The sequence below is a fragment of the Bifidobacterium simiarum genome, from assembly GCF_002802905.1.
In the GTDB taxonomy this organism is placed as follows: Bacteria; Actinomycetota; Actinomycetes; order Actinomycetales; family Bifidobacteriaceae; genus Galliscardovia; species Galliscardovia simiarum.
The window spans coordinates 82728-104114 of sequence record NZ_PEBK01000004.1 but is presented as its reverse complement, the minus strand read 5'-3'; the positions used below and the strand labels follow the sequence as shown (position 1 = coordinate 104114).

At 61.7% G+C, this 21387-nt stretch carries 14 protein-coding genes, 1 tRNA gene and 1 pseudogene; 7 read left to right on the top strand and 9 right to left on the bottom strand.

What is annotated here, in order from left to right; all coding sequences use genetic code 11:
• Nucleotides 1-41: 41 nt before the first annotated feature.
• From CSQ87_RS05005 to CSQ87_RS04990, 4 genes and pseudogenes are all read left to right on the top strand, one after another.
• Nucleotides 42-1394: pseudogene (locus tag CSQ87_RS05005) on the top strand (MFS transporter); the annotation flags it as partial.
• Nucleotides 1395-2289: 895 nt separating this feature from the next.
• Nucleotides 2290-3039, top strand: a complete 750-nt coding sequence (locus CSQ87_RS05000; RefSeq protein ID WP_100512788.1) for a DedA family protein — start codon at nucleotides 2290-2292, stop codon at nucleotides 3037-3039.
• A 400-nt stretch (nucleotides 3040-3439) separates the two neighbouring features.
• Nucleotides 3440-3512: transfer RNA gene (locus CSQ87_RS04995), tRNA-Ala, on the top strand.
• Nucleotides 3513-3678: 166 nt separating this feature from the next.
• Complete coding sequence (locus CSQ87_RS04990) at nucleotides 3679-4956, top strand: tyrosine-type recombinase/integrase (protein WP_100512787.1); 1278 nt, start codon at nucleotides 3679-3681, stop codon at nucleotides 4954-4956.
• Here the strand turns inward: CSQ87_RS04990 and CSQ87_RS11285 are convergent.
• The 5 genes from CSQ87_RS11285 to CSQ87_RS04965 form a co-directional block, all read right to left on the bottom strand.
• Nucleotides 4919-5044, bottom strand: coding sequence for a helix-turn-helix domain-containing protein (locus CSQ87_RS11285; RefSeq protein ID WP_423734775.1), 126 nt, complete (start codon nucleotides 5042-5044; stop codon nucleotides 4919-4921). The genes CSQ87_RS04990 and CSQ87_RS11285 overlap by 38 nt on opposite strands.
• A gap of 32 nt (nucleotides 5045-5076) precedes the next feature.
• Nucleotides 5077-5493: a P-loop NTPase family protein gene (locus CSQ87_RS04980; protein WP_100512785.1), complete on the bottom strand. Its 417-nt coding sequence runs from the start codon at nucleotides 5491-5493 to the stop codon at nucleotides 5077-5079.
• 1 nt (nucleotide 5494) lies between these two features.
• Nucleotides 5495-5998: a hypothetical protein gene (locus tag CSQ87_RS04975; protein ID WP_100512784.1), complete on the bottom strand. Its 504-nt coding sequence runs from the start codon at nucleotides 5996-5998 to the stop codon at nucleotides 5495-5497.
• A gap of 120 nt (nucleotides 5999-6118) precedes the next feature.
• Nucleotides 6119-6853 (bottom strand): P-loop NTPase family protein, encoded by a 735-nt coding sequence (locus tag CSQ87_RS04970; RefSeq protein WP_100512783.1) that lies wholly within the window; start codon nucleotides 6851-6853, stop codon nucleotides 6119-6121.
• Nucleotides 6854-7264: 411 nt separating this feature from the next.
• On the bottom strand, nucleotides 7265-7606 hold the full coding sequence (locus tag CSQ87_RS04965) for a hypothetical protein (protein WP_100512782.1): 342 nt from the start codon (nucleotides 7604-7606) through the stop codon (nucleotides 7265-7267).
• 131 nt (nucleotides 7607-7737) lie between these two features.
• Here CSQ87_RS04965 and CSQ87_RS04960 point away from each other — a divergent pair, with 131 nt between their 5' ends.
• On the top strand, nucleotides 7738-8595 hold the full coding sequence (locus CSQ87_RS04960) for a helix-turn-helix domain-containing protein (protein WP_100512781.1): 858 nt from the start codon (nucleotides 7738-7740) through the stop codon (nucleotides 8593-8595).
• A gap of 791 nt (nucleotides 8596-9386) precedes the next feature.
• On the top strand, nucleotides 9387-10001 hold the full coding sequence (locus CSQ87_RS04955; protein WP_100512780.1) for a DUF5067 domain-containing protein: 615 nt from the start codon (nucleotides 9387-9389) through the stop codon (nucleotides 9999-10001).
• 524 nt (nucleotides 10002-10525) lie between these two features.
• Here the strand turns inward: CSQ87_RS04955 and CSQ87_RS04950 are convergent.
• Nucleotides 10526-11530, bottom strand: coding sequence for an AEC family transporter (locus tag CSQ87_RS04950; RefSeq protein ID WP_100512779.1), 1005 nt, complete (start codon nucleotides 11528-11530; stop codon nucleotides 10526-10528).
• A gap of 240 nt (nucleotides 11531-11770) precedes the next feature.
• A complete protein-coding gene (locus CSQ87_RS04945; protein ID WP_165776743.1) occupies nucleotides 11771-12802 on the bottom strand; it encodes a LacI family DNA-binding transcriptional regulator in 1032 nt (343 codons plus the stop codon).
• Nucleotides 12803-13492: 690 nt separating this feature from the next.
• Here CSQ87_RS04945 and CSQ87_RS04940 point away from each other — a divergent pair.
• Entirely contained in the window at nucleotides 13493-16213 is a 2721-nt protein-coding gene (locus tag CSQ87_RS04940) for a glycoside hydrolase family 31 protein (protein WP_423734774.1), read from the top strand.
• A gap of 168 nt (nucleotides 16214-16381) precedes the next feature.
• Here the strand turns inward: CSQ87_RS04940 and CSQ87_RS04935 are convergent, their stop codons facing one another.
• Together CSQ87_RS04935 and CSQ87_RS04930 are read right to left on the bottom strand one after the other, a co-directional pair.
• Nucleotides 16382-17842 (bottom strand): sugar porter family MFS transporter, encoded by a 1461-nt coding sequence (locus CSQ87_RS04935; protein WP_100512777.1) that lies wholly within the window; start codon nucleotides 17840-17842, stop codon nucleotides 16382-16384.
• A gap of 217 nt (nucleotides 17843-18059) precedes the next feature.
• Entirely contained in the window at nucleotides 18060-21341 is a 3282-nt protein-coding gene (locus tag CSQ87_RS04930) for a DUF5107 domain-containing protein (RefSeq protein ID WP_165776742.1), read from the bottom strand.
• Nucleotides 21342-21387: the final 46 nt, after the last annotated feature.

Genomic DNA, 21387 nt, shown 5'->3' with positions numbered 1-21387 from the left:
GACCATCGTGATTTCTATCTTGTGCATATCGATACCGACGCATGCACCGCCGCGCGCGATGCCGGCCGAACCGGTATCCCCGACCCATCGGTATCCGTCGACTCAAGTCAGTGAAGACAGGAGAACATATGACCGCCGCAAACACCGCCCCCGCACCTCAGGCGGATTCCAAGGAAGCGCGCCTCGCCGCCTACAATGCGGCCGTCGCCGCCGCAGAGAAAGACCCGAACCTCAGCCCCGAAACCGGCAAGCCGCTGTCGCGTACCACCGTGCTGCGCTTCGGTGCCGGCTTCCTGATGTTCGGCGTGCTGTGGATGGCCGGCCTGAACATCGCGTTCGCCGTGCTCATGCCGCTGCATTTCAAGACCATCCAGGGCATCACCCCCGAGGCGCTCAACGGCATCGTGAACTCGTGCTCCGCCATCGCCGGTCTCGTCTCCAACCTCGTCTTCGGCAACTTCTCCGATCGCTCCCGCTCGCGCTTCGGCCGCCGTACCCCGTGGATCCTCGGCGGCGCCGTCGTGGCCGGCGTACTGCTGTTCTTCACCGGCATGACCAGCAACCCCGTGCTGCTCACCATCCTGTACTGCGCCAGCCTCTGCGGCCTCAACGCCATGATCGCCCCGCTGGTGGCCGTGCTCTCCGACCGTGTCCCCGCCGGCATGCGCGGCGGCCTCTCCGCCTTCTACGGCGCCGGTTCCGTGGTCGGCGCGCCGATCGGCACCCTGCTCGGCGCCACGTTCATTAACAACATGACGCTCGGCTTCGCCATCGCCGGCGTGCTCATGTTCCTCGCCGGCCCCGTCTCCATCGTCATCATCCCGCGTGAGTCCTCCGCCGACTTCCTGCCCAAGGACGAAGGCAGCCTCAAGGACGTGCTCTCCAGCTTCCGCCCGCCGCGCTTCCACGGCGCCCACGACTTCTACAAGGCGTTCGTCGGCCGCTTCTGCATGCTGCTGAGCTACCAGATGATCAACGCCTACCAGCTGTACATCATCCAGAACTACGTCGGCCAGTCCGTCGCCGAATCCGCCAAGACCATCTCCGTGATGTCGATCATCACCATGATCGTCTCCCTGCTCGGCTCGCTGGTCTCCGGCCCGATCTCCGACCGCATCGGCCGCCGCAAGGTGCCCGTGGTCGTGGCCTCCGTGATGTTCTCCTTCGGTATCGCCATGCCGTGGTTCATCCCCAACTCGATGGGCATGTACCTCTTCGCCACCATCGCCGGCCTCGGCTACGGCGTGTACTCCTCGGTCGACCAGGCGCTGAACGTCGATGTGCTGCCCAGCAAGGAGGAGGCCGGCAAGGACCTCGGCATCCTCAACATGGCCACCACCCTCGGCCAGATGTGCGGTCCGATCGTGATGAGCACCGTGGTGCTCTCCGCCGGCTACGTGTTCGCGTTCCCGGTCGCCATCGCCGTGGCGCTGATCGGCTGCGTGTTCATCATGAGCATCAAGAACGTGAAGTAGTCGCCTGTCGTCAGTAGTCGACTCTTCCCTCCAATCAGACCCCGCAGGACTCCCACAAGGATCGGCCTGCGGGGTTTTTCTGTTGCGCGGTGGTGGTTTGCGTTTGCCGTCGTGGTTGCCGCGGGATGGGCGGCCTGCGGCGGCTATGCCAGGTCCGGATTTGGTCCCGACTGGGGCTGGTGTGGGCCCGACTGGGGTCTGTCTGACCCCTGATCGGCCTCAAACCGGACCTATCTCCATTCTTTGGGGCGGATTTCAGCACTTGCAGACACCTAACTGCGTTCTGCGGGGCGCTTCAACCCGGAAACCACGAGTATGGGCGTTGCCATTGCAAGGATCCTACTTGGCATATGTCCCGCCAACGACCCCCAGAATGGAGATAGGTGTCTGCAAGCATGGCAAATCCGCCCCACAAAACGAAGATAGCCCGGAACGGGAGCAGTCCGGTCTGAAGGCAACTCGACCGAACGCCGTTTCCTTAGGCCATCCTTAGCGGGGATGACGGAACATATCGGTAAAGCCCAAACCACGAACTGCCTCGGCGTCAACGGCGGAGACGGGTCATTCGGGCATCGGTCACTGGGATCCTCGCGACGACAGATCATCATGATCTGTCCGTTTTTTGTGAGGCTTGTGCCTATCGGATGACGCATGTTCCCCCGTTGACATGCCGCTGCTAGGGTGTGGTATTGGTTTGCGGAGCCGCACGGGCCCCAGCCCGACGCTTCCGCGAGGTACAGACGCATCGGATGCCGGCCGACCGTTCGGCGCCGATAGCCCAACGAACTCAGATACGGCAGGAAAACAGCACAGCATGGCCTTCGTCAATTTCATCATCGAACTGCTCAAGGACCCCCGTGCGGCGATCGCGGCTTGGATCGCGATGGGCCCGGGAGTCGCACTCGGCTTCATCTTCCTCATCGTCTTCATCGAAACGGGCGTGGTGTTCTTCCCGTTCCTCCCCGGTGACTCCCTGCTTTTCGCGGCGGGCGTGTTCGCCGCTCCGGACGCCGTGACCGGCCAGTCCGCACTGCCGCTGCACATTCTGCTGCCCGTCGTGTGGACCGCCCCGATCATCGGCGACCAGTGCAACTACTTCATCGGCCACTTCTTCGGCCGCCGCATCATCAAGTCCGGCAAGGTCAAGGCCATGACCCCCGAGCGCATCGCAAAGACGGAAGCCATGATCGAGAAGTGGGGCCCGCTCGCCGTGTTCCTCGGCCGCTTCTTCCCCTTCATCCGCACGTTCATGCCGTTCATCTCCGGTATCTCCGGCATGCGCTGGAGCCGCTTCACCCCGTTCTCGGTGCTTGGCGGCCTCACCTGGTCGTCGCTGTTCACGTTCCTCGGCTACTTCTTCGGCAACATCCCCGCCGTGCAGAAGCACTTCGAGCTGGTGATCGTGCTGATTCTGGCCGTGTCGCTGCTGCCCACGGTGATTGGTCTGCTCAAGGCCAAGTTCGGCAAGAAGTCGAAGTCCGGCGAGGCCGACGATCCCTCCGCCGGTGGCGTGGCGGGAACCGGCGCCACCACGGGACGCGTGCCGAAGCACGTCGCCGCGTGAGCTAGTCCGCTCGCCGAGCAGAACGCCCAACGCCCGCTCGCCGCGTAAGTCCCCGCACGTCCATGTGACGTATGACCACCGCCCGAACCGTAACGCACAACGGTTCGGGCGGTGGTGTTTGGACGGTGGTGTTTGGACGGTGGTGTTTGGACGGTGGTGTTTGGACGGTGGTGTTTGGACGGTGGTGTTTGGGGCGACGGCGGTTCGGAATGGGTGTCAATGCGGGAGGTCTTCCGTCCCACCATTCGGACATCCACAATGCACGCCGTGTCAACGGTGTACAGTTGCGCGAGGTCACAATGTGAACGCCCTATGTACACTGTGTGGACACGAATTGCACGATTCGCAACACCGTATTAACATAGGCCGAGTTGTCCTGCGAAGGCAGAACAACATCCACGGGGCTATAGCTCAGTTGGTAGAGCGCTTCGTTCGCATCGAAGAGGTCGGGGTTTCGACTACCCTTAGCTCCACGAAGGCCTTCTGCATTCATTCCACCGCAGAAGGCCTTTTTCTTTATTTCGTTGAAATTCCAACGTTTTCAGCACCCTGTCGGTTGTGCGTGGAGGTACGCCGGGGTGCGTGCCGGTACACGTTTTAGGTACACCGTTAGGTACACAAGAATGGCATGATGGAAACATGCGAACGAAGAACAGCTGGGGCAGCGTCATCTACGACAAAAAGCGTCACTCATACCGGGCGCGCTATCAGAACCCGCACAAGCCGGGCGCCCAAGTGCAGCGTGTCTTCGCCGACCGTCTGACCGCTCAGGGATGGCTCGCCCAAGAGAAGCAGCTGGTGGAGGCGGACAAGGCCGGTCTGGGAACGTGGACGCATCCGAGCGAGCGGGAGGCCGAGCGCAGGGCGGAGAACGAGCGCAACAACATCGTGTTCCGCGACTACGCCACCGAGTACGTGGAGAACTGGCGGCGCAGGGACGGCCGTCCGTTCGAGGAATCGACGAAGCGCAAGCACCGCGAGTATCTGGCGCATCTGCTGAAGGCCGATTTCGTGGGGAAGAGCATCGGTTCAATCACGGAGACTGACATCCACCGCTGGCTGGAGAAGCCGATGGAGCCGCATCCGAGGCTTCGGACGTTCCAGCTGTTGAAGAGCATCATGGGCAAGGCCGAGCGCACGGGCATCATCGGCCGGTCGCCGGTGACCATGAGCGCGCCGAAGCTGCCGAAGAGCAGACAGGCGCAGATTCCCGTGGCGACGCCGCAGGAGCTGGAGGCCATCTATCACGGGATGCCGGAGTACTGCCGCATCGCCGTGTACATGGGCGCGTGTTTTGACCTGCGTATCAACGAGGTGTGCGCCTTGCAGGTCCGTGACTTCGACCTCGAACGTAAACTGCTGCACGTCCGTCACAGCGTTGGCAAGGGTGAGGGCGACCGTGGGTTCCGCAGGCTCAAGGCCACGAAGACGCTATCGAGTACGGCCGACCTGAATATTCCCGATGGGATGATGCCGATGATTCGGCAGCAGATAGGCGACCGTGACGGCGACCGCATGTTCATCGAGTCGCCGCAGACGGGCGGAATCCTCAGCGACCCGGCGTTGCGTCGTCTGTTCAACAGGGCGGCGAAGGACGCCGGGCGTTCCGACCTGCATTTCCATACGCTCAGGGCCACGGCCATCGATGCGGCGATGCATCAGGGGGCCACGCTGCGTGAGACGATGGCGCTGGGGCGGCATGACGACGAGAAGACCTCGGTGGAGCGCTACCAGCGTGCCAGCTCGGAGCGTCTTCGGGAGCTGTCGAATCAGGTGGCGGGGTTCCTGCTGCCGCAGAGGCGCACGCGGGAGGATGTCGAACGCGATATCGCGGAGGCACGGAAAAGGCTAGCCCAGCTGGAAGCCGAGCTAGCCGAGTTCACCGGAAAAGACGGGCCAGAGAATCCGCGTCGATAAGCCGTTTGCCGCCGATGGCGTAGCTTCGGAGTCTTCCTTCCCGTATCAGCGCGTACAGGAAGGACTTGGAGCAGTGGAGCAGTTCCATCGCCTCGGGGACCGTCACCGTTTCGGGTATGCTCATCGTCCTCCCTCATCGTCGTGGCCGTCGTGGCTGATTTCGCCGCCCTTGACCATGTGGAGCACCTCGTTTATGCGGCGGATGAGCGCTTGGCGGCGTTCGCCTCTGACCTCGGGGTACTGTGCCTCTAGGGGGAGGTTGCTGAGCATCCACACGACCGTGTAGCACGCCTGATGGTTGTGGTACCGGGCGGGAAGCATGAGCGGGTACCGGTCGAGGTACGTCAGCAGTGTGTTCCAGTCGAACTGGCTGTCGTACTCGTCCAATACAAGGACCTTCTGCCGGTCGTACTCGTCGAACGGGCGGCGATAGTCGGTCACGCGGTAGATGTCTTTGATGGGATACCGGTTGTAGACGTGGCTGGTCTTGCCGACGCCGGGCGCGCCGTACAGGTAGTGCACCTCGATGTCGCGCATCTTATGCCCCGTACTCCCGCTGGTCACGGGCGGCGGCAAGTTCGCCCATCCATTTCGTGTATCGGGCGGCCTTGTTGTCCTCGTCGTCCAGCAGGACCTCGGCGACGGAAGCGCCATCGAGAATCTTCCTGCGGATTTCGGAAAGGTCGTTTCGCCTGCCCTGCTGGTCCCGCAGGTTGATTGAACCGACGTATATCGGCCCGGAGATGCGAGTCTCCTCTTTGGTGCAGTATTCGACGCACTTCATTACGGTGCCTTTGCGGGCCTCGATGTGGGCGTCGTTGAATCCGGCCTTCTCCAGATGGTTCTTGAGAGTGGGCCATCGTATGGGGGATGTCAATTGGAGGAAGCACTGGAAGTGCTCATAGCCGGTTTCCGAGCCTTTTTCGCGTTGGAAGACCGCGCCGGTGCCGAGGTCCTCGAAGAGCTTCTTCACTTGGTCTTCGTCATGGCCTTCGGCCCGTATGGTGAGCATCCAGTCACGGGCTTGTTGGTCTTCGGTCAATAAGCTCTCCTTATCTGCTACGGAAGTGGGCGGTAACACTAGCGCCCACTAGTCGGGATGGAGGCCGCGCGCCGTTGCCGACGCGCGGCCCGGCCTTCCCCGTCTGCTGCGCCCTTTGGGCTACGCATACGGTTCGGCCAGATTGCGTAGTTCGTCATCGTCGATATAGGGGGCACGGACCCGCTGGACTGTGTCCGTCTCGATGTTCCATATCCAAGCCGTTCCCGGCTCCGATACGGGAATCTGCCACGGTGTCGCACCGAGCTCGACGGCATGGGGGCTTAACGCCATCTGGGCTTCCGATTCATCGGTCAGGCGTAGGGCTATACGTTGCGGGAACCGGGCGCGGAGAGGCATCGCCTGTACGCGCGGGTCCTGTGTCATCGCCAGGACGACCAGCCCTGCGGCACGGCCGACACGCATCATGGAATCAAGCAGCTCAACGGCCTCATCGGTCTGTTTCCGTCGAGACTTGGCAACTGACGTGACCAGTTCGGCCGCTTCATCGATGACCAGAAGAAGACGCGGATACTGTTCAGATGGCGGGATGTTCCGCAGTTTGCCACGAACCGCACCGGTTCGTCGCCACACCTCGTCATTCAGGTCAGACAGCAGTTCCAGTGCTTCATCCATGTTCCACGCGTGACGGTGAATGAGACGGGCATCGACCATGCCGCCCTCCATGCCGTTCTTGAGGTCCACATACGCCACCCACACGAGGCCACGCATGATATACGGAGCCTGCGCCTTCAGCCAATTGGCGGATATGCTGCCCTTACCGCTGCCCGTCAGCCCCGTCACCAGAGTCGAAATATCAGCACGGACGGATACCTCCTTGTCGGTTTCCGCATTCATGCCCAGTACGACTTCATCAACGGAGGGGTGAGGACGGCGCGGCCGCCCCCATGTTCCTAGCATCGGCGCCGGCCACGCAGCACGATGACCCAGCATCCCCAACGCGCCTGTGTGGATTCGACGCGAAGTCGCCACATCCGACCGAGGTCAGCAGCATAAGAAGACGCCTCAGCGGCAGTCATCCAACCAGCAGGCGCATACACAACGAGCCCCCACCGCAGTGACGGCCGCACACGGACTGCACCGCCCGAAGCCACCACCCCACGGCTGCGATGGGCTTCCGCCCTCGCCTGTGCAACGGCTTCACGACCAAACGACAACCATCTGCCTGCGTACACCATCATGACGAGCAGCAGCACCAGCAGTGCCACTAAGACAGCACGCACCCACCACGGTAAGGGGGATAAAAATTCACTCAACATCTCCAGCACCTTCAATCACCTGTACAGCATCGGCGACCACAGAAACGCCGACTTGACCGCCATCCCGCACGTACGGGGTCACCAGCACATGCCCCGTGCAGCGCAGTACTGCTAAAGCCGGAATGTCATCTACTGGCGGCGTCTTGACCTTGATGCTCGAGGTCTTAATCACCCTGCCGTCGGCATCTCGAACCATAGCACCCCGCAGCGGAGTTACGGCGCTGCCGTCTATTAGCTTCAAACTTCCGTCGCGGTCCGTCGCAAGGCTCAACGCGCCGGCCACAATTGGGTCAAGCGTCACGGCCGTCAGCGCATCGGTTTTAAATCGCATCGGAACCTCCTTCTTGTTCCAGATATCCCCGCCTTGAGGACACTTTCATTCTGTCAGTGCAGTTATGATGTACCTAGTTTCAAATAATGCAATTTTTGCATCATTAGTGAGAGAAAAGGAACGACCACAACATGAGCAAGCCAAAGTACATGACCGGTTATCTCATTCGGCGATACCGCAAGGAAAGAGGATGGATAATAAAGCGGAAACCCGACCGGGGAACCAGCCTTTCCGACCGTATCCATGAAATCTTTGGGGATAAGGCTTTGGAGTCATTGACCGATTCGGCTTTGAAGAATATCGAGACACAGAATGAGGCACACCATCGGGAGCCGACACCGCAAGAGCTATACCAGATAGCGCGAGCCTTAGAGGTGCCCATTATGGCTCTCATCGTGGATGCAAAAGACCCGTTCGCAGTATGTCCGTTTTCACCCAAACAAGAGACAAATTGCGAAATCGCCTTTGACGAGATTCACGCAATGAAGGATTTCGAATATCTTCAGGAGGCCGACTCGTTGCAATTCAGCATCAAGATGTTGAAGATGAACTGCATCAGCCCGATGTACTACGGATTCTTCAACGTCAAGAACGAGGACCTGACCACAGAACAAATCAATATCGTCAAGGGAAAGACCTCTACCGAGTTCGAAAACCTGACATTGAAAATGTATCTTCTGCAAAGCAATGGAATACAAATCCCGGAATCGTTCATCAGGGAAATGCAAAACGCCGCCAAGCTGATAGAGCAGACGTACGGCATCCGTAATCTGAAAATGCCGAAGATTGTTTCGGCTTCTAAGCTTGCCGACAATCGAAAATTCCACGTCACCGGAGAACGAGAGCTGAACCAGCGAAGCCGCGAACAGGTCGCCTTGATGCGGGCCGCTCAATATAATCCGGCTCTCTTGGACTCCCTGATAGACAAGGATTGGCCCCCGACAATAGAAGATGACCAATTGGAGGATGCCGAGGAAGTCGATTGGTAACGACCTTTAGCCGGACAAATATAAGGTCTTAAAATAAGTACACAATGAAGTACACAATCTCAAAAGATGTGAATTTTCGTTGAAATTTCAACGTACTACGCGACTACCCTTAGCTCCACGAAGGCCTTCTGCATTCATTCCACCGCAGAAGGCCTTTTTCATATCTTCAGGCCTCATCCGTCTCATTGGGTTAAGTAAAGAAAAGTGTGTCTTATCCGCCCGAGTCTCGCTCGCCTCATCCGTCCGGTTTTGGGGTCAAGTTATGGGTCAAATTGGGGACATAGGCCAACATACGTACCCGACGGTTCGGTCCTGCGCGTTTCACCTTCACCTCATCCGTCCGACTTCGTCGTCCACCTTCCCCTCAAAGGGAAGGCAAGGCCATACCAAATCACGCATCCAGCCGGCACATGCCAAGCCATAGGCCAACATAAGCATCCGGTGGTCCAGCTGTGTGACGTGTACCCCCGCCGGCGGAGACTATCACGTCTTACGTGACTGGGGCGGTCGAACGAAATCCTCTGGACCATAGGCCAACATATGCGCCCCAACTGTCACATGCCCCGCCGGCGGGGGCCGTCCGCGCCGAACGACTGGAGGTGGTCAAGCAGCCTCCGTTCGGCCACCCCAGTCTCGACTCCGCCGAGCTAGCTCCGCCGGCGGGCGCATTCCCAGATCATCGGCCGAAATAAAGCATTGACCAAATCAAACCGCAAGGCCGATCTCGCCTCTTTTATACTCGTGAGTATTATACTCATCGGTATAATACTCACGAGTATAAAGAGGTGACGATGCCTTCGAAAAAACATGCACAGGCACGATCCCGCTCTCACATACCGTTGTTAATTATCACCATCGTCAGCTTAGCGGTCATCTCTTTACTAGTCATTGGACTAGTCGCCACCCATAGACCGAACAACAGCACCAGTAGCAGCACATCCCATACGAATTCAACATCCGCGCCATCGAAATCCGTCTCCTCGACTGTTCCCAGCCCGCAAAAACGCATCCAACAAGGGGAAGGGAATATCGCCAACGGTAAATACCATGTACGAATCGTCAGTCTGATCAAGTCCGTTGACACCGATACCAAGGATAGGCAACCCGGCGTTCTCGTCACCTACGAAATCACCAATATCTCCAATGAGAAGGCCCAAATGACCGCGGCAATAAAGGTATCTCAAGATGGAGAGAAGTTTGGCAACCCTCTGCCTGACGATGATGCACTTACCGAACGACTGGTTCAATCCATAACGGATAGCATGAAGCCAGTCAACCCCGGCGAGACTCAAACGCGCATCAGTTACTTCGGAGTGCGCAACACAACAAGCCCAATACAGGTAAGCATCTACAACAATGCAGAGGATCCAAATAGCGTCGTCACTAAAACCTTCACGCTCCAATAGCCACCACAAAACCATCACCCACAATGCCAACGTCACGCCCCGCCGTTGGACCACGGTGCCAAAACCTGATTTTTGCGGCGGGATCCATGAATAGTGCGCTGATCTTGATGGATTGCGGTGCAAATCGGCGATTATGCGGCGTAATCCATCAAAACTGACTTACGGCAATTTCAGGAACCTTGAAATCATGCGGTTTTGGGGAGACGCCCGACCCGGACCTCATGGATTGCGCTGCATTTTGCGGAAATTGCAGCGCAATCCATCGGATTTCCCTCATTTTCGATGGACGATGTTGCCGTAACGCCGATTATGCAACGCAATCCATCACGCGAGGGTCGGTCACATGAGCACGGGCGTATCGCAGTCCGATGCGTCGCCCGCCACCTCATCAGTCCGCCATACGGCAGACAGCTTCCCCTCAAGGGGAAGCCCAAACGCCACACCTCACACGCACACCTCAAACGCCACACCTCACAACGCAACGCACACCTCACCCCGCAGCGCAGCGCACGCCTACCCCGCACTCACACAGGAATCACAATATTCGCCACCGTCATGGCGACGAGCCCCAGCACGCCGGTGGAGGCGAGGCACAGGCCGGCGAGGCGCGCGTTGCCGAGCACGCGGTCGGTAAACAGCGTGGAGAACACGCCTACGGGGGCGAAGCACACGAAGATCACGGCCTTGCGCAGTTCGGGCGCGATCGGCAGCAGGAACCACGCGGCAACCGCGAAGATGAACGCGAACAGCCACCGCCAAGCGATCACCGTGCCCACGCGCTTGGCATCGAGCGCATTGCGCGGAATATCCATGAGCATGCCGACCATGAACATCGAGCAGAACGCATTGGCGTTGGAGAACGGCTGGAGAATCGTGCCCACCCACTGCGGAATCACGAACCCGCTGACCATCACCACGAGCATGAGCATGTACGTCATGAACGCCGGCGAACTGTAGAAATTCCGCGCGATCCGGTGCAGTGTCGCCCGCCGCTGCAGCCAACGCTCATCCCGGTCCATCGGCTTGCGCGGCGGCTTCGGTCCCAACGGACGCGACTGCTCCTCGTCGCTGAGCGGCCGCGACTCGTCGATGCGCAGCAGCTGCGTGGTCACCGCGTTCATGCCGGCCGACATCATCACCGAATTGCCGATATCGAACATCACCAGCGCCACCGCGGCCCCCGGACCCATCAGCGCCTGCACCACCGGCAGCGCGAAGCATCCGATGTTGAATCCGGACCCGTTGAGCATGTAGAACGCGCGGCTGCCCAAGGGGGTCTTGCCGGTGACCAGATAGATCACCAGAATCGGGATCACCGAACAGCAGAAGCCGAACAGCGCCACCCACAGCAGGCTCATGTCGTGGGTGTTGTCGATGAACGACACGATCACGGCCGCCGGCAGCAGCAGGTTGAACACGATCTTCTGCAAGATCCTGTAGTCGTCGGTTTTGCACCACCCGATCCGCTTGAACCCGTAGCCGAGCAGAATGATGCACAGGAACACCACCGGCTCTACGATCTTCTCCATGGTCCGCTCTCCCGCTGTTGTCGTCGTTGCCAATCACGGACGCCGCCAACCATACCGCAGCCACGCAGCCATGCAGCCATAGCGGCCGACATCCGTCCGCTGACACGATACCGCATCGACGGCCGATCGAGCAGGCATTAGCCATTGGTTTCCATAGGTTTCCGTGAACTACTGATCAGTCAGGACCAGAAGGCCAGAGGGCCAGAGGTCAGCAACCACCAGTCAGCAGCCAGCGGAAGACTACCGCCCCTCCGGCACTGCCGTGGTCGCCCTCATGATCAGGTTCGTCCGCAGCATGGAATGCGGCTCCCCCAGCGGCTCGCCACGCATGAGCAGCAGCACCTTCTCCGCGGCCATGCGGGCCATCGCCACCGGATCCTGATGCAGCGTGGTCAGCTCGGCCATCGAGGATCGATCGTTGTCGTCGAAGCCGATCAGCGAGATGTCCTCGGGCACGCGCAGACCGATCCGACGGAATTCGTACATCAGCGCGATCGCGAAATCATCGGTTTCCACGCACAGCGCGGTTGGGCGTTCGGCCTGGGAGATGATGCGCGTGGCCGTTTCGGAGACCGCGTCCTGGAAGCTACGGAACCGGCTGACGTCACGCCCCTCGAACAGGGTGATCTCCCCGTCGTCGTACCCCAGTTCCCGCGCCGCGTCGCGGAACGCGCCGGAACGCAGTTTGGCACTGAACAGGAAGTCGGGGTTGTCGGGCATTTCCACGAAGCCGATGCGGCGATGGCCCAGTGAGTGCAGCAGTCGCACGGCCTGACGCATGGAGTCGGCGTCGTCGATGCGCACGGTGCCGCTGTATCCGCCGATCGCGCGGGCGTCGAGTCCCACCGACGGCATGGTGAGGTCCTCCAGCACACCGACCTGATCGTCGTTGAGCATGATCGACACCACGATCACGCCGTCGGAGTTGCGGTTGCCGGGCAGCCGGTCGAAGAAGCGCTTGAGATCGTCGCGGGTGCGCACCACGAGCGGCACCAGATCATAGCCGGCATCGGACAGCACCTCGTAGGCCCCCTCCATCGCCGCCGCATTGAACCAGGTGTTCAGCGAGTCGGTCACCACCATGGTCACGCGCATGGTTTTGCCACTGGCCAGCGACGAGGCGCTGCGGGAGAGGGTGAAGTGCAGCTGGTTCGCCACGTCCTGCACGCGGGCGCGGGTTTTCTCGCTCACGCGTCCGGTGCCTCGCAGCGCACGCGATACCGTGGATTCGGAAACGCCGGCCGCAGCGGCCACATCCTTCAGACTTGCCACACCACACCCCTTATCTGACTTATCCGACGCGTATCGGCCATCCGACGCAGATCGGCGATACGCACCGACGATCCTCCGTTGCGCAAGTTTGCGCAACCTGTCCGTTTTTCTTTCTCAAAGATACCGCGAAACCGAAACAACGCAAACAACACAAGCGTTTGCATTATCAGACAGACACTCACCCCGATCACCCCGATCAACCGGCCGGAACCGATCCCCGCAGGGTCTTCCCCGGCCATCCCAATTCCCTCGGGACCTTCTTTGGCCAGACCGATCACGAATATCCGATCAGATCGATCACCGGGGACCCTACTTGGCCAACCCGATCACCAAGACTTGGCCAACCCGGTCACGAAGAGGCCGAAATCACGGTCCTCGTAAACGATTCGGCCAAGTAACCGATTCGGCCCACCGGACCTGACCCACAGCCCGGCCCACGGCCCGACCCACCGGGCCCGGCCCACAGCCCGGCGACACAGCCCGGCCCACGGCCCGACCCACCGACACACCCCAACCGACACAGCCCGGCCAGACGTCAGACTTGCGCGATCATCCGCACGCGCTAGCCTGAAACTACCCATACCGATATCACCCATACCGGTACACCCATATCGACAACGTCGTCATCAAGGAGTTCCCATGGTCGATCGTTCCCTGTTTTCGATAAGCACACTCAACGCCCATCCGCTGATGAATCCGCGGACCACGCTCGGCGGCGAGGCGGCCGGCAAGCACTGGCGCATCGGCATCATCACCGAATCACTGATCCGGTTCGAATGGTCCGATTCAGGCCGATTCGTCGACAACCCCACCCAGATGGCCTTCAATCGTGATTTTTCGACCGAAATCCCCACCCAGACCGCAAAATCGACCGACGCCCCCACCGAAACCGCATCAATCTCCCCCACCGGCGCCACACCCATCGACACCGCACCCAACACCGACGCCGCCTCCACCAACCCCACCCTCCCCTCCTTCACCGTCACCGAACGCGACGGCTGGCTGGAGATCGACACCCCGCACCTGCACATCTCCTACAACCAGCAGCCGTTCACCAAGGAGGGCCTGTACGCCACGGTGAAGGGCATCGCCAGCACCGACAACACTTGGCATTACGGCGACGAGCAGCTGCGCAACCTCGGCGGCACCTATCGCACGCTGGACTGGGCGAACGGCCGCATCCCCCTCGACCCGGGCGTCAACAGCACCGACGGCTGGGCGATCCTCGACGACTCCGCCTCGAACGTCATCGTCGACGCCCCCGAAGTCAACGGCAAACCCAACCCCTTCGGCACCTGGGTCACTCCGAAGCCGGAATCCACCACCGATCTGTATCTGTTCGGCTACGGTCACCGCTACCGCGAGGCCGTGCATGATCTCTACCGTCTGACCGGACCGACCCCGCTGCTGCCGCGGTTCGTGCTCGGCAACTGGTGGAGCCGCTACCACCGCTACACCGAATCCGAGTACCGCGAACTGGTCGAACGCTTCGAGGCCGAGGGTCTGCCGTTCACCACGGCCGTGATCGACATGGACTGGCATCTGGTGGACGACGTCGATCCGAAGTACGGCTCGGGCTGGACCGGGTATACGTGGAACCGGACCTTCTTCCCCGATCCGCAGCGATTCCTGCACTGGCTGCACGACCACGGCATGAAGACCACGCTGAACGTGCATCCGCGCGACGGCGTGCGCGCCTTCGAGGACCAGTACGCGCCGATGGCCGAGGCGATGGGCATCGATCCCGATACCGGTGAGGCCGTGCAGTTCGATCTGACCGATCCGCGGTTCATGAACGCGTACTTCGACCGGCTGCATCATCCGATGGAGGACGAGGGCGTCGACTTCTGGTGGCTTGACTGGCAGCAGGGCGGCGTGACCCGCCAGCGCGGCCTCGACCCGCTGTGGATGCTCAACCATCTGCATTACCTCGACTCCGCCCGCACCAACGCCCATCGCGAGGGGGAGGACGCCGACCCGGCACAGAAGATGGACGCCCGTCCGCTCACCTTCTCGAGGTACGCCGGACCGGGCTCGCACCGCTACCCGATCGGCTTCTCCGGCGACACGGTGGTGACATGGGATTCGCTGCGGTTCCAGCCCGAGTTCACCGCCACGGCGAGCAACATCGGCTACGGATGGTGGAGCCACGACATCGGCGGCCACATGTTCGGCTACCGCGACGAGGAGCTGGAGGCCCGCTGGTATCAGCTAGGCACGTTCAGCCCGATCAACCGTCTGCACTCCACCGATTCGCCGTTCAACGGCAAGGAACCGTGGAACTTCCACACCGAAGTGCGCGAGGCGATGAGCGAGACCCTGCGTCTGCGGCACATGCTGATCCCGTATCTGTACACGATGAACTGGCGGGCGGCACGCGAGGGCGAGCCGATCGTGCAGCCGCTGTACTGGAATTGGCCGGAGATCCGCGACGCCTACAAGCTCACCGACGAGTTCCGGTTCGGCACCGAGCTGCTGGTGGCGCCGATCGTCAGTCCGGCGGAGAAGTCCGTGCAGATGGCGAAGGCCGACGTGTGGCTGCCGCAGGGCACGTGGTTCGACTTCTTCACCGGACGGCATTACGTCTCCGCCCCGGTGGAGGGACGGCGACTCGAGGCATGGCGCGGACTCGACCGGATGCCGGTGTTCGCCAAGGCGGGCGCGATCGTACCGATGCAGGTGGAGCCGGAGACGGGACCGGAGGACGGCGATGCGGGCGACGGCGACGGCAGCAACGGCGGCGAGCGCCTGAATTCGGTCGCCAATCCGAAGGCCCTGCGCGTGCTGGTGTTCCCCGGCGCGGACGGCGAATTCACGATGGTCGAGGACGACGGCGCCCCGGAGTGCTCGGTGCGCACGGCGACCACCACGTTCGCACTGGATCTCGGGGTGAATATGGATCAGGACGCCGGCGTGAGCGCGTACGGCCAGCCGGCGACGTTCACCATCGGCGCGGCCAGCGGACCGGCGGCCGATGATCCCGCGGTGATCCCGGCCGAGCGTGAATGGGAGATCGTGTTCCGCGGCGTCGCGGAGACTGCGGCGACCGTATCGTTCGGCGGAGCGCCCGCCGTGGAGGCGGCGGCCGAGTACGATCCCGCCACGTTGAGCCTGACCGTGAGTCTGCCGGCCACGCCGAGCGATGAGACCGTGACGATCACATTGGCCGCGGGTGCCAGCACGGCCGAGAATCCGCTGCTCGACGACGTGTTCGCCGTGCTCAAGGACGCGCAGATGTACTACCTGACCAAGGAGAAGGCGTATGCGATGATCCGCGATCTCGGCGCGAACGCCCTGCCCGGGCTGGCGACGCTCGAGGATCTGCACGGCGTGGACGAGAGCCGCTACAACGACTCGCACATGCCCCAGCCGGTGATCCAGGCCCTCACCGAGGTGCTGACGCGGGAGTAGGCGCCGGCATACCCGCCTCACGCGGGCCGGGTGCGTCTCACTCGGACCGGGTGCCTCACGCGGGCCGCCCGGCCCATGTGAGGCACACCCCAGAAACATTGCAATTTCAACGTTTCTGAAATCGTGTCGTTTGGTGAACCCGGCCCGCGTGAGGCGACCCATCGGCGGTCACTTCGTCGGGCGGAAGAACTCCTCGATCTCCTCGAGGCGCTTGCCCTTGGTTTCGGGAACCAGGAAGCGAACGCCGAGGAAGCCGATGATGTCGAGCGCCGCGAAGAACAAGAACATGCCCTGGCCGCCCCAGCCGGCGAACATCATGGGCGTGAACTGACCGACCAGCCACGCGGTTCCCCAGATGAACACGCTGCACAGGCCGGAGGCGCGGCCGCGCAGATGCGTGGGAAACAGTTCGGGGATCATCACCCAGGTGACCGGGCCCATGGAGAACGCGAATGCGGCGATGAACCCGCAGGCGAACACCACGACCAGCACGCCGGGAGCGTTGAACATGAAGGTCAGCGCCATGGCGATGGCGAACGCGGCCATCAGCGCCGTGCCCCACAGCATCAACGGCTTGCGTCCCGCGCGGTCGATGAGCACCATGCCCACGACGGTGAACACCAGCTCGACGCCGCCGACCATGGTGGAGGCCAGGAACTCCGAGTTACCGCCGAAGCCGGCGTTGCGGAAGATCGTGGGACCGTAGAAGGAGATGGTGTTCTGACCGACCGCCTGATTGAACACGGCTAGGAATATGCCCACCATCAGCGCCTTGCGCAGACCGGGACCGAACAGTTCGGAGAAGCTGCCGCTCTGGTCGAGCTTGATGGAGGCTTCAATGGCCTTGGCCTCCTCGCGCGCGCCTTCCGTACCATTGATGCGTTCGAGGATCTTGAAGCCCTGCTCCTGTTTGCCGGACTGCATGAGGAATCGCGGGCTCTCCGGTGCGAGCAGCATGAACACGAACAGCACCAGTGCGGGTGCGGCACCGATGCCGAGCACCCAGCGCCAGCCGGTGCTCACACCCCATGCGTGCGAGCCGGACTGGGCGATGCAGAAGTTGATGATGTTGGTGAGGAAGATGCCGATGATGCACAGGAACTGATACATGGACGAGAGCGTGCCTCGCCATTTCGCCGGCGCGCATTCGGTGACGTACGTGATCGAGATCGACGATGACAGGCCGATGCCGAGACCGCCGATGATTCGTGCGGCGATCAGCTGTTCGGGAGACTGGGTGAACGCGGCGAACAGGCCGGCGATGAAGAAGAACAACGCGCCGAACATCATGACCTTACGGCGGCCGATGCGATCGCTAAGGAAGCCGGATACGCCGACGCCGACCACACCGCCGATGAAGATGCTGGAGACGATGAGGCCTTCATGGGCGGGGGTGAGGTCGTAGAGCTCCTGCAGGAAGCCGATGGCGCCGGAGATGCTCACGGCGTCGTAGCCGTAGAGCAGACCGGCCATGCCGGCGCTGAGCGCCAGGATGACGACGTATTTCATGGATCCCTGAGTGGTTGACTGAGTGGATCCCTGAGTGGTTGTGGCTGACTGAGTAGATGCAGATGACTGTGATTGCCGATTGGAACCGTCTCCGGCGACGGCGTTCGGGGAAGCGGACATGATGATTCCTTACTGTGATGACCGTGATTGACCATGCCGATGCGGCTTCGTTGCCGATCGACGTCAGGAATGCCAACGAGGGCGATACGAAAAATGGGGCGTCCTAGAGGAGAAGAATCAGGACGCCCCATCTATGGAAGGGAGAAAGGGGTAACGAGTCGGCTGCCGGTGCGGTCGGAACATCGATCGCACCGGTGGCCGACGACGGGATCAGGGATCAGGCGTCGAGTGCGCCGAGCAGGTGCAGCTCGAACCTGGCCTTGAGGTTGTCCGGGTTGAGCTTCAGGCTCTTCTCGAACAGCTCGCGGGCACCGGCCTCATCGTTGAAGAACAGGCGGCTGTAGGCGAGAGCACGGACCGTTTCGGCCTTGTGCTCGGTCACGCCGTCGGGTACGAACGACAGGTGCAGCGAGGTGACGATGGGCTTGCGGTCGAGGTCGTTCTTCGCGTCCTCCTCCCACTTGACCACGGAGGCGCTCATATCCTTGCGGGAGATGATGTTGTCGCCGAGCAGGCGTTCGGCGAGCGCCACGTAGTAGTCGGTTTCCGGACCCATGTACGGGCTGTAGTTGCTGTGGATGAAGGGCAGCAGCCGGGATGCGGCCTTGCGGGCCTCGTCCTCGCGGCCGAGCTTCTGCAGCGCGGCGGCCTCGAACCAGCGGGCGTAGTACAGCTGCTGGGTGTCCCACCAGCCGGCGCGGAAGTTCGCGGGAACGATCTGCGCGTTGCGGTAGCATTCGAGCGCCTCTTCGACCTTGCCGTCGCGTTCGAGCAGCCGGCCCTTGCAGCACAGTGCGAAGGTGTACGACTCGGTGAGGTAGGTCTCCTGGCATTCGGCGGCCACGAACTCGTGGTTCTTGAGCACATCGAGCGCCTTGTCGAATTCGAACACGTTGCTGTAGGCGTCGGCCAGATCCCAGGTGAGGGTGTCGGAGGGCTTGTCGGGCAGGTTGGCGAGCAGCCAGTCGAGGCGTTCGCGTCCGTCCACGCCGAGCTTGGCGGCCACGTAGTTGGTTTCACGTACGAGCGTGTCGTCCTTCGGCTTGACCTCCACGGCCTTCTTCATGAGTTCCAGCGCCTCTTCGCGGCGGTCGAACTTGCTGAAGTAGGCGATGGCGAGGTTGCGCCATGCGATGTAGAAGTCGGGCTTGAGTTCGGTGACCTTCTTCCACTGGTCGGCGGCGGCCTTGTACTGCAGCTTGTTGTACAGGAGGCAGCCGTACAGGTAGGCGGCGGTGTAGTCGGTCGGGTCGGCTTCGACGGCGGCCTTGAGTACGGGCAGCTCCTCGAGTCGGTACGGGAACACGTCCACGATCGGGCTGTCGGACACGGCCTTGCGGTTGGAGGCGGCGACCTCGGTCTTGCCGAGCGCGTCGTAGACGAAGGCGAGCGTGTAGTGGGTCATCGGAGTGGATTGTCCGGCGAGCTTGGCGCCTTCGAGCAGGGCGACGGCCTCGTCCTTCAGTCCGGCGAGCAGCAGGTCGAACGTGACGTCAAGGATGGTCTGCGCGGGGTTGCTCAGCAGGATCGAGTAGAACTCGCCGAGGTCCTTGCCGGAGTAGTAGAGGTGGGCGAAGCGGGCCAGATGGTCGAGGCGGTCGCGGGCGATGATACCTTCGAGCTCGGCCAGACCGGTTTCCTTGTCGCCGAGCTTGATTTCGGCGATGGCCTTGTAGGTGCCGCAGATGGCGTGGTCGGCTTCCTTCTTGAGCGCCTGCTCGGCGTGCTCCTTCATCTTGGCCCAGTCGCCGCGCTGTCCGTCGATGCCGGCGATGTAGGTCATGGCCGGGGAGATGACGTTGTTGCTCCACGCGGCCTTGAAGAAGGTCTCGTAGGCGGCGTCGACCTCGCCCTTGCCGTATTCGCACAGCGCCTTGAGGTAGCTGTAGGTGCCGTCGTACGGGTTGTGGTTGAAGCGGTTGAGCACCTTGTCGGCGCGGCGCAGGTATTCGAGTGCCTCATCGTACAGGGCGTTGTTGTAGCGGTCCTCGGCCATGGCAAGCAGCGACGGCAGGTGTTCGGGGTCGCGTTCGAGCGCCACGAGGTAGTAGTCGCGTCCCTTGAAGGAGGGGTCGCGGTACTGGTCGATGTGCTGGCCGGCCACGTAGATCTCCTGCGCGGTGGTGAGCTCGTGCGGGGTGGGGATGCCGGGGTTGTCCTCGGGGATGCGCAGCACGTCGGGCTTGTCCTCGGTGTAGTCCATGAGCACGGTGCCGTCGGCGGCGGTCAGGCGCAGCGTGTAGACGTCGGCCGGCAGGGCCACGTCGAACTCTCGGTAGTCGCCCGGGTCGAGCGTGATGCTCTCGCGCAGCACCGTGTTCTCGCCGTCGGACACCTCGAGCACGGCGTCGGCCACGCTCTTGGTGACGGCGATGCGTACCTCGCTGTTGGCCTTGTCGAGGTTGACCACGCCGTGGATGTTGGCGAAGGTCGGGGCCTTGGTGCCGTGGATCGGGAACCAGAACTGCGACCAGGTCTTCACCTCGTAGGGTGCGATGTACGTGAAGTCGGGCTGGTCGTCGGAGTAGGCGCCGGCCATGAGCTCGGCGTGTTCGCCGTCGTTGTCGGTGAGGTTGCCGTTCCACGCGTCGCCGAGGTCCTCAAGCGCCCACATGAACTGCTTCTTGCCGGGGACCATGTGGTGGTCGGCCACATGCACGGTGCCGCAGTCGCGGTCGTGGTCGTAGCCGCCGAAGAAGTCGTACTTCGAGGGGGCGGCGAAGTAGGAGTTGCCCTTCAGCGTGTTCTTGTGGATGCTGATGTCGGTTTCCTCTTCGTGGTTCTCCACGGCGTACCAGCCCTTGGTGATCGGGAAGGTGGCGTGGTGACGGTCGTAGTGGTGGTGCACGTAGCCGACGTCCTGCGGGAAGAACAGCTGGTAGTTGGCGTTGACGTGGATGCCGGCGTTCTCGTACCAGAGGAACGGATGCTTGACGGGCGTGCGGTTGTCGATCTTCACCACGGTCTCGTAGTAGGAGACGTCCGGGCGAAGCTTGACGCCCCATGTGCCCTTGAGACGGTACTGGCCCGGCGAGGGCGCGGCCTCGGAGCACCAGACGATCACGGTGCCGTCGTCGAGCTTTTCGATGCTGTAGTCAACGGCCATGTAGGTGCCGGGACGGTGGTGGAACGGGAAGTTGAACTCCATGCCGCCGGAGATCCAGTTGCCGTAGGAGCCGACGATGACGGGCTTGATGCGGTGGTGACGGTAGAGGAAGTTGTAGTCGTTGACCTTGTCGTAGCCTTCGAGGATGCGGCCGCCGAGCTCGGGCAGGATCAGCAGGCGGATGTAGTCGTTTTCGAGGCGGACCACGGTGTATTCGTGATCGGTGAGCTTGTCGCGTTCGACGCCGAGCGTCACGCGGTTCGGGTAGGCGTATCCGGTGGAGCCCTGATGCTGGCGGAACTCCGAGTACATGGGCATTTCTTCGGGGGCAGGCGGCTCGTAAGTCGGGATGATCATCTTCTCGACGCCGGTGACCACGGGATTGTGAGGCATGGGAAACTCCTTTATTTCGTAGGCGATCGTTGGATTGGTAATTGTT

Coding starts and splice junctions, on each gene's coding strand:
- CSQ87_RS04950 (WP_100512779.1), bottom strand. CDS start 11,530: ATGGAGAAGATCGTAGAGCCGGTGGTGTTCCTGTGCATCATTCTGCTC.
- CSQ87_RS04970 (WP_100512783.1), bottom strand. CDS start 6,853: ATGAATGCGGAAACCGACAAGGAGGTATCCGTCCGTGCTGATATTTCG.
- CSQ87_RS04935 (WP_100512777.1), bottom strand. CDS start 17,842: ATGTCCGCTTCCCCGAACGCCGTCGCCGGAGACGGTTCCAATCGGCAA.
- CSQ87_RS04965 (WP_100512782.1), bottom strand. CDS start 7,606: ATGCGATTTAAAACCGATGCGCTGACGGCCGTGACGCTTGACCCAATT.
- CSQ87_RS05000 (WP_100512788.1), top strand. CDS start 2,290: ATGGCCTTCGTCAATTTCATCATCGAACTGCTCAAGGACCCCCGTGCG.
- CSQ87_RS04955 (WP_100512780.1), top strand. CDS start 9,387: ATGCCTTCGAAAAAACATGCACAGGCACGATCCCGCTCTCACATACCG.
- CSQ87_RS04930 (WP_165776742.1), bottom strand. CDS start 21,341: ATGCCTCACAATCCCGTGGTCACCGGCGTCGAGAAGATGATCATCCCG.
- CSQ87_RS04940 (WP_423734774.1), top strand. CDS start 13,493: ATGAATCCGCGGACCACGCTCGGCGGCGAGGCGGCCGGCAAGCACTGG.
- CSQ87_RS04980 (WP_100512785.1), bottom strand. CDS start 5,493: ATGCGCGACATCGAGGTGCACTACCTGTACGGCGCGCCCGGCGTCGGC.
- CSQ87_RS11285 (WP_423734775.1), bottom strand. CDS start 5,044: ATGGAACTGCTCCACTGCTCCAAGTCCTTCCTGTACGCGCTGATACGG.
- CSQ87_RS04960 (WP_100512781.1), top strand. CDS start 7,738: ATGAGCAAGCCAAAGTACATGACCGGTTATCTCATTCGGCGATACCGC.
- CSQ87_RS04990 (WP_100512787.1), top strand. CDS start 3,679: ATGCGAACGAAGAACAGCTGGGGCAGCGTCATCTACGACAAAAAGCGT.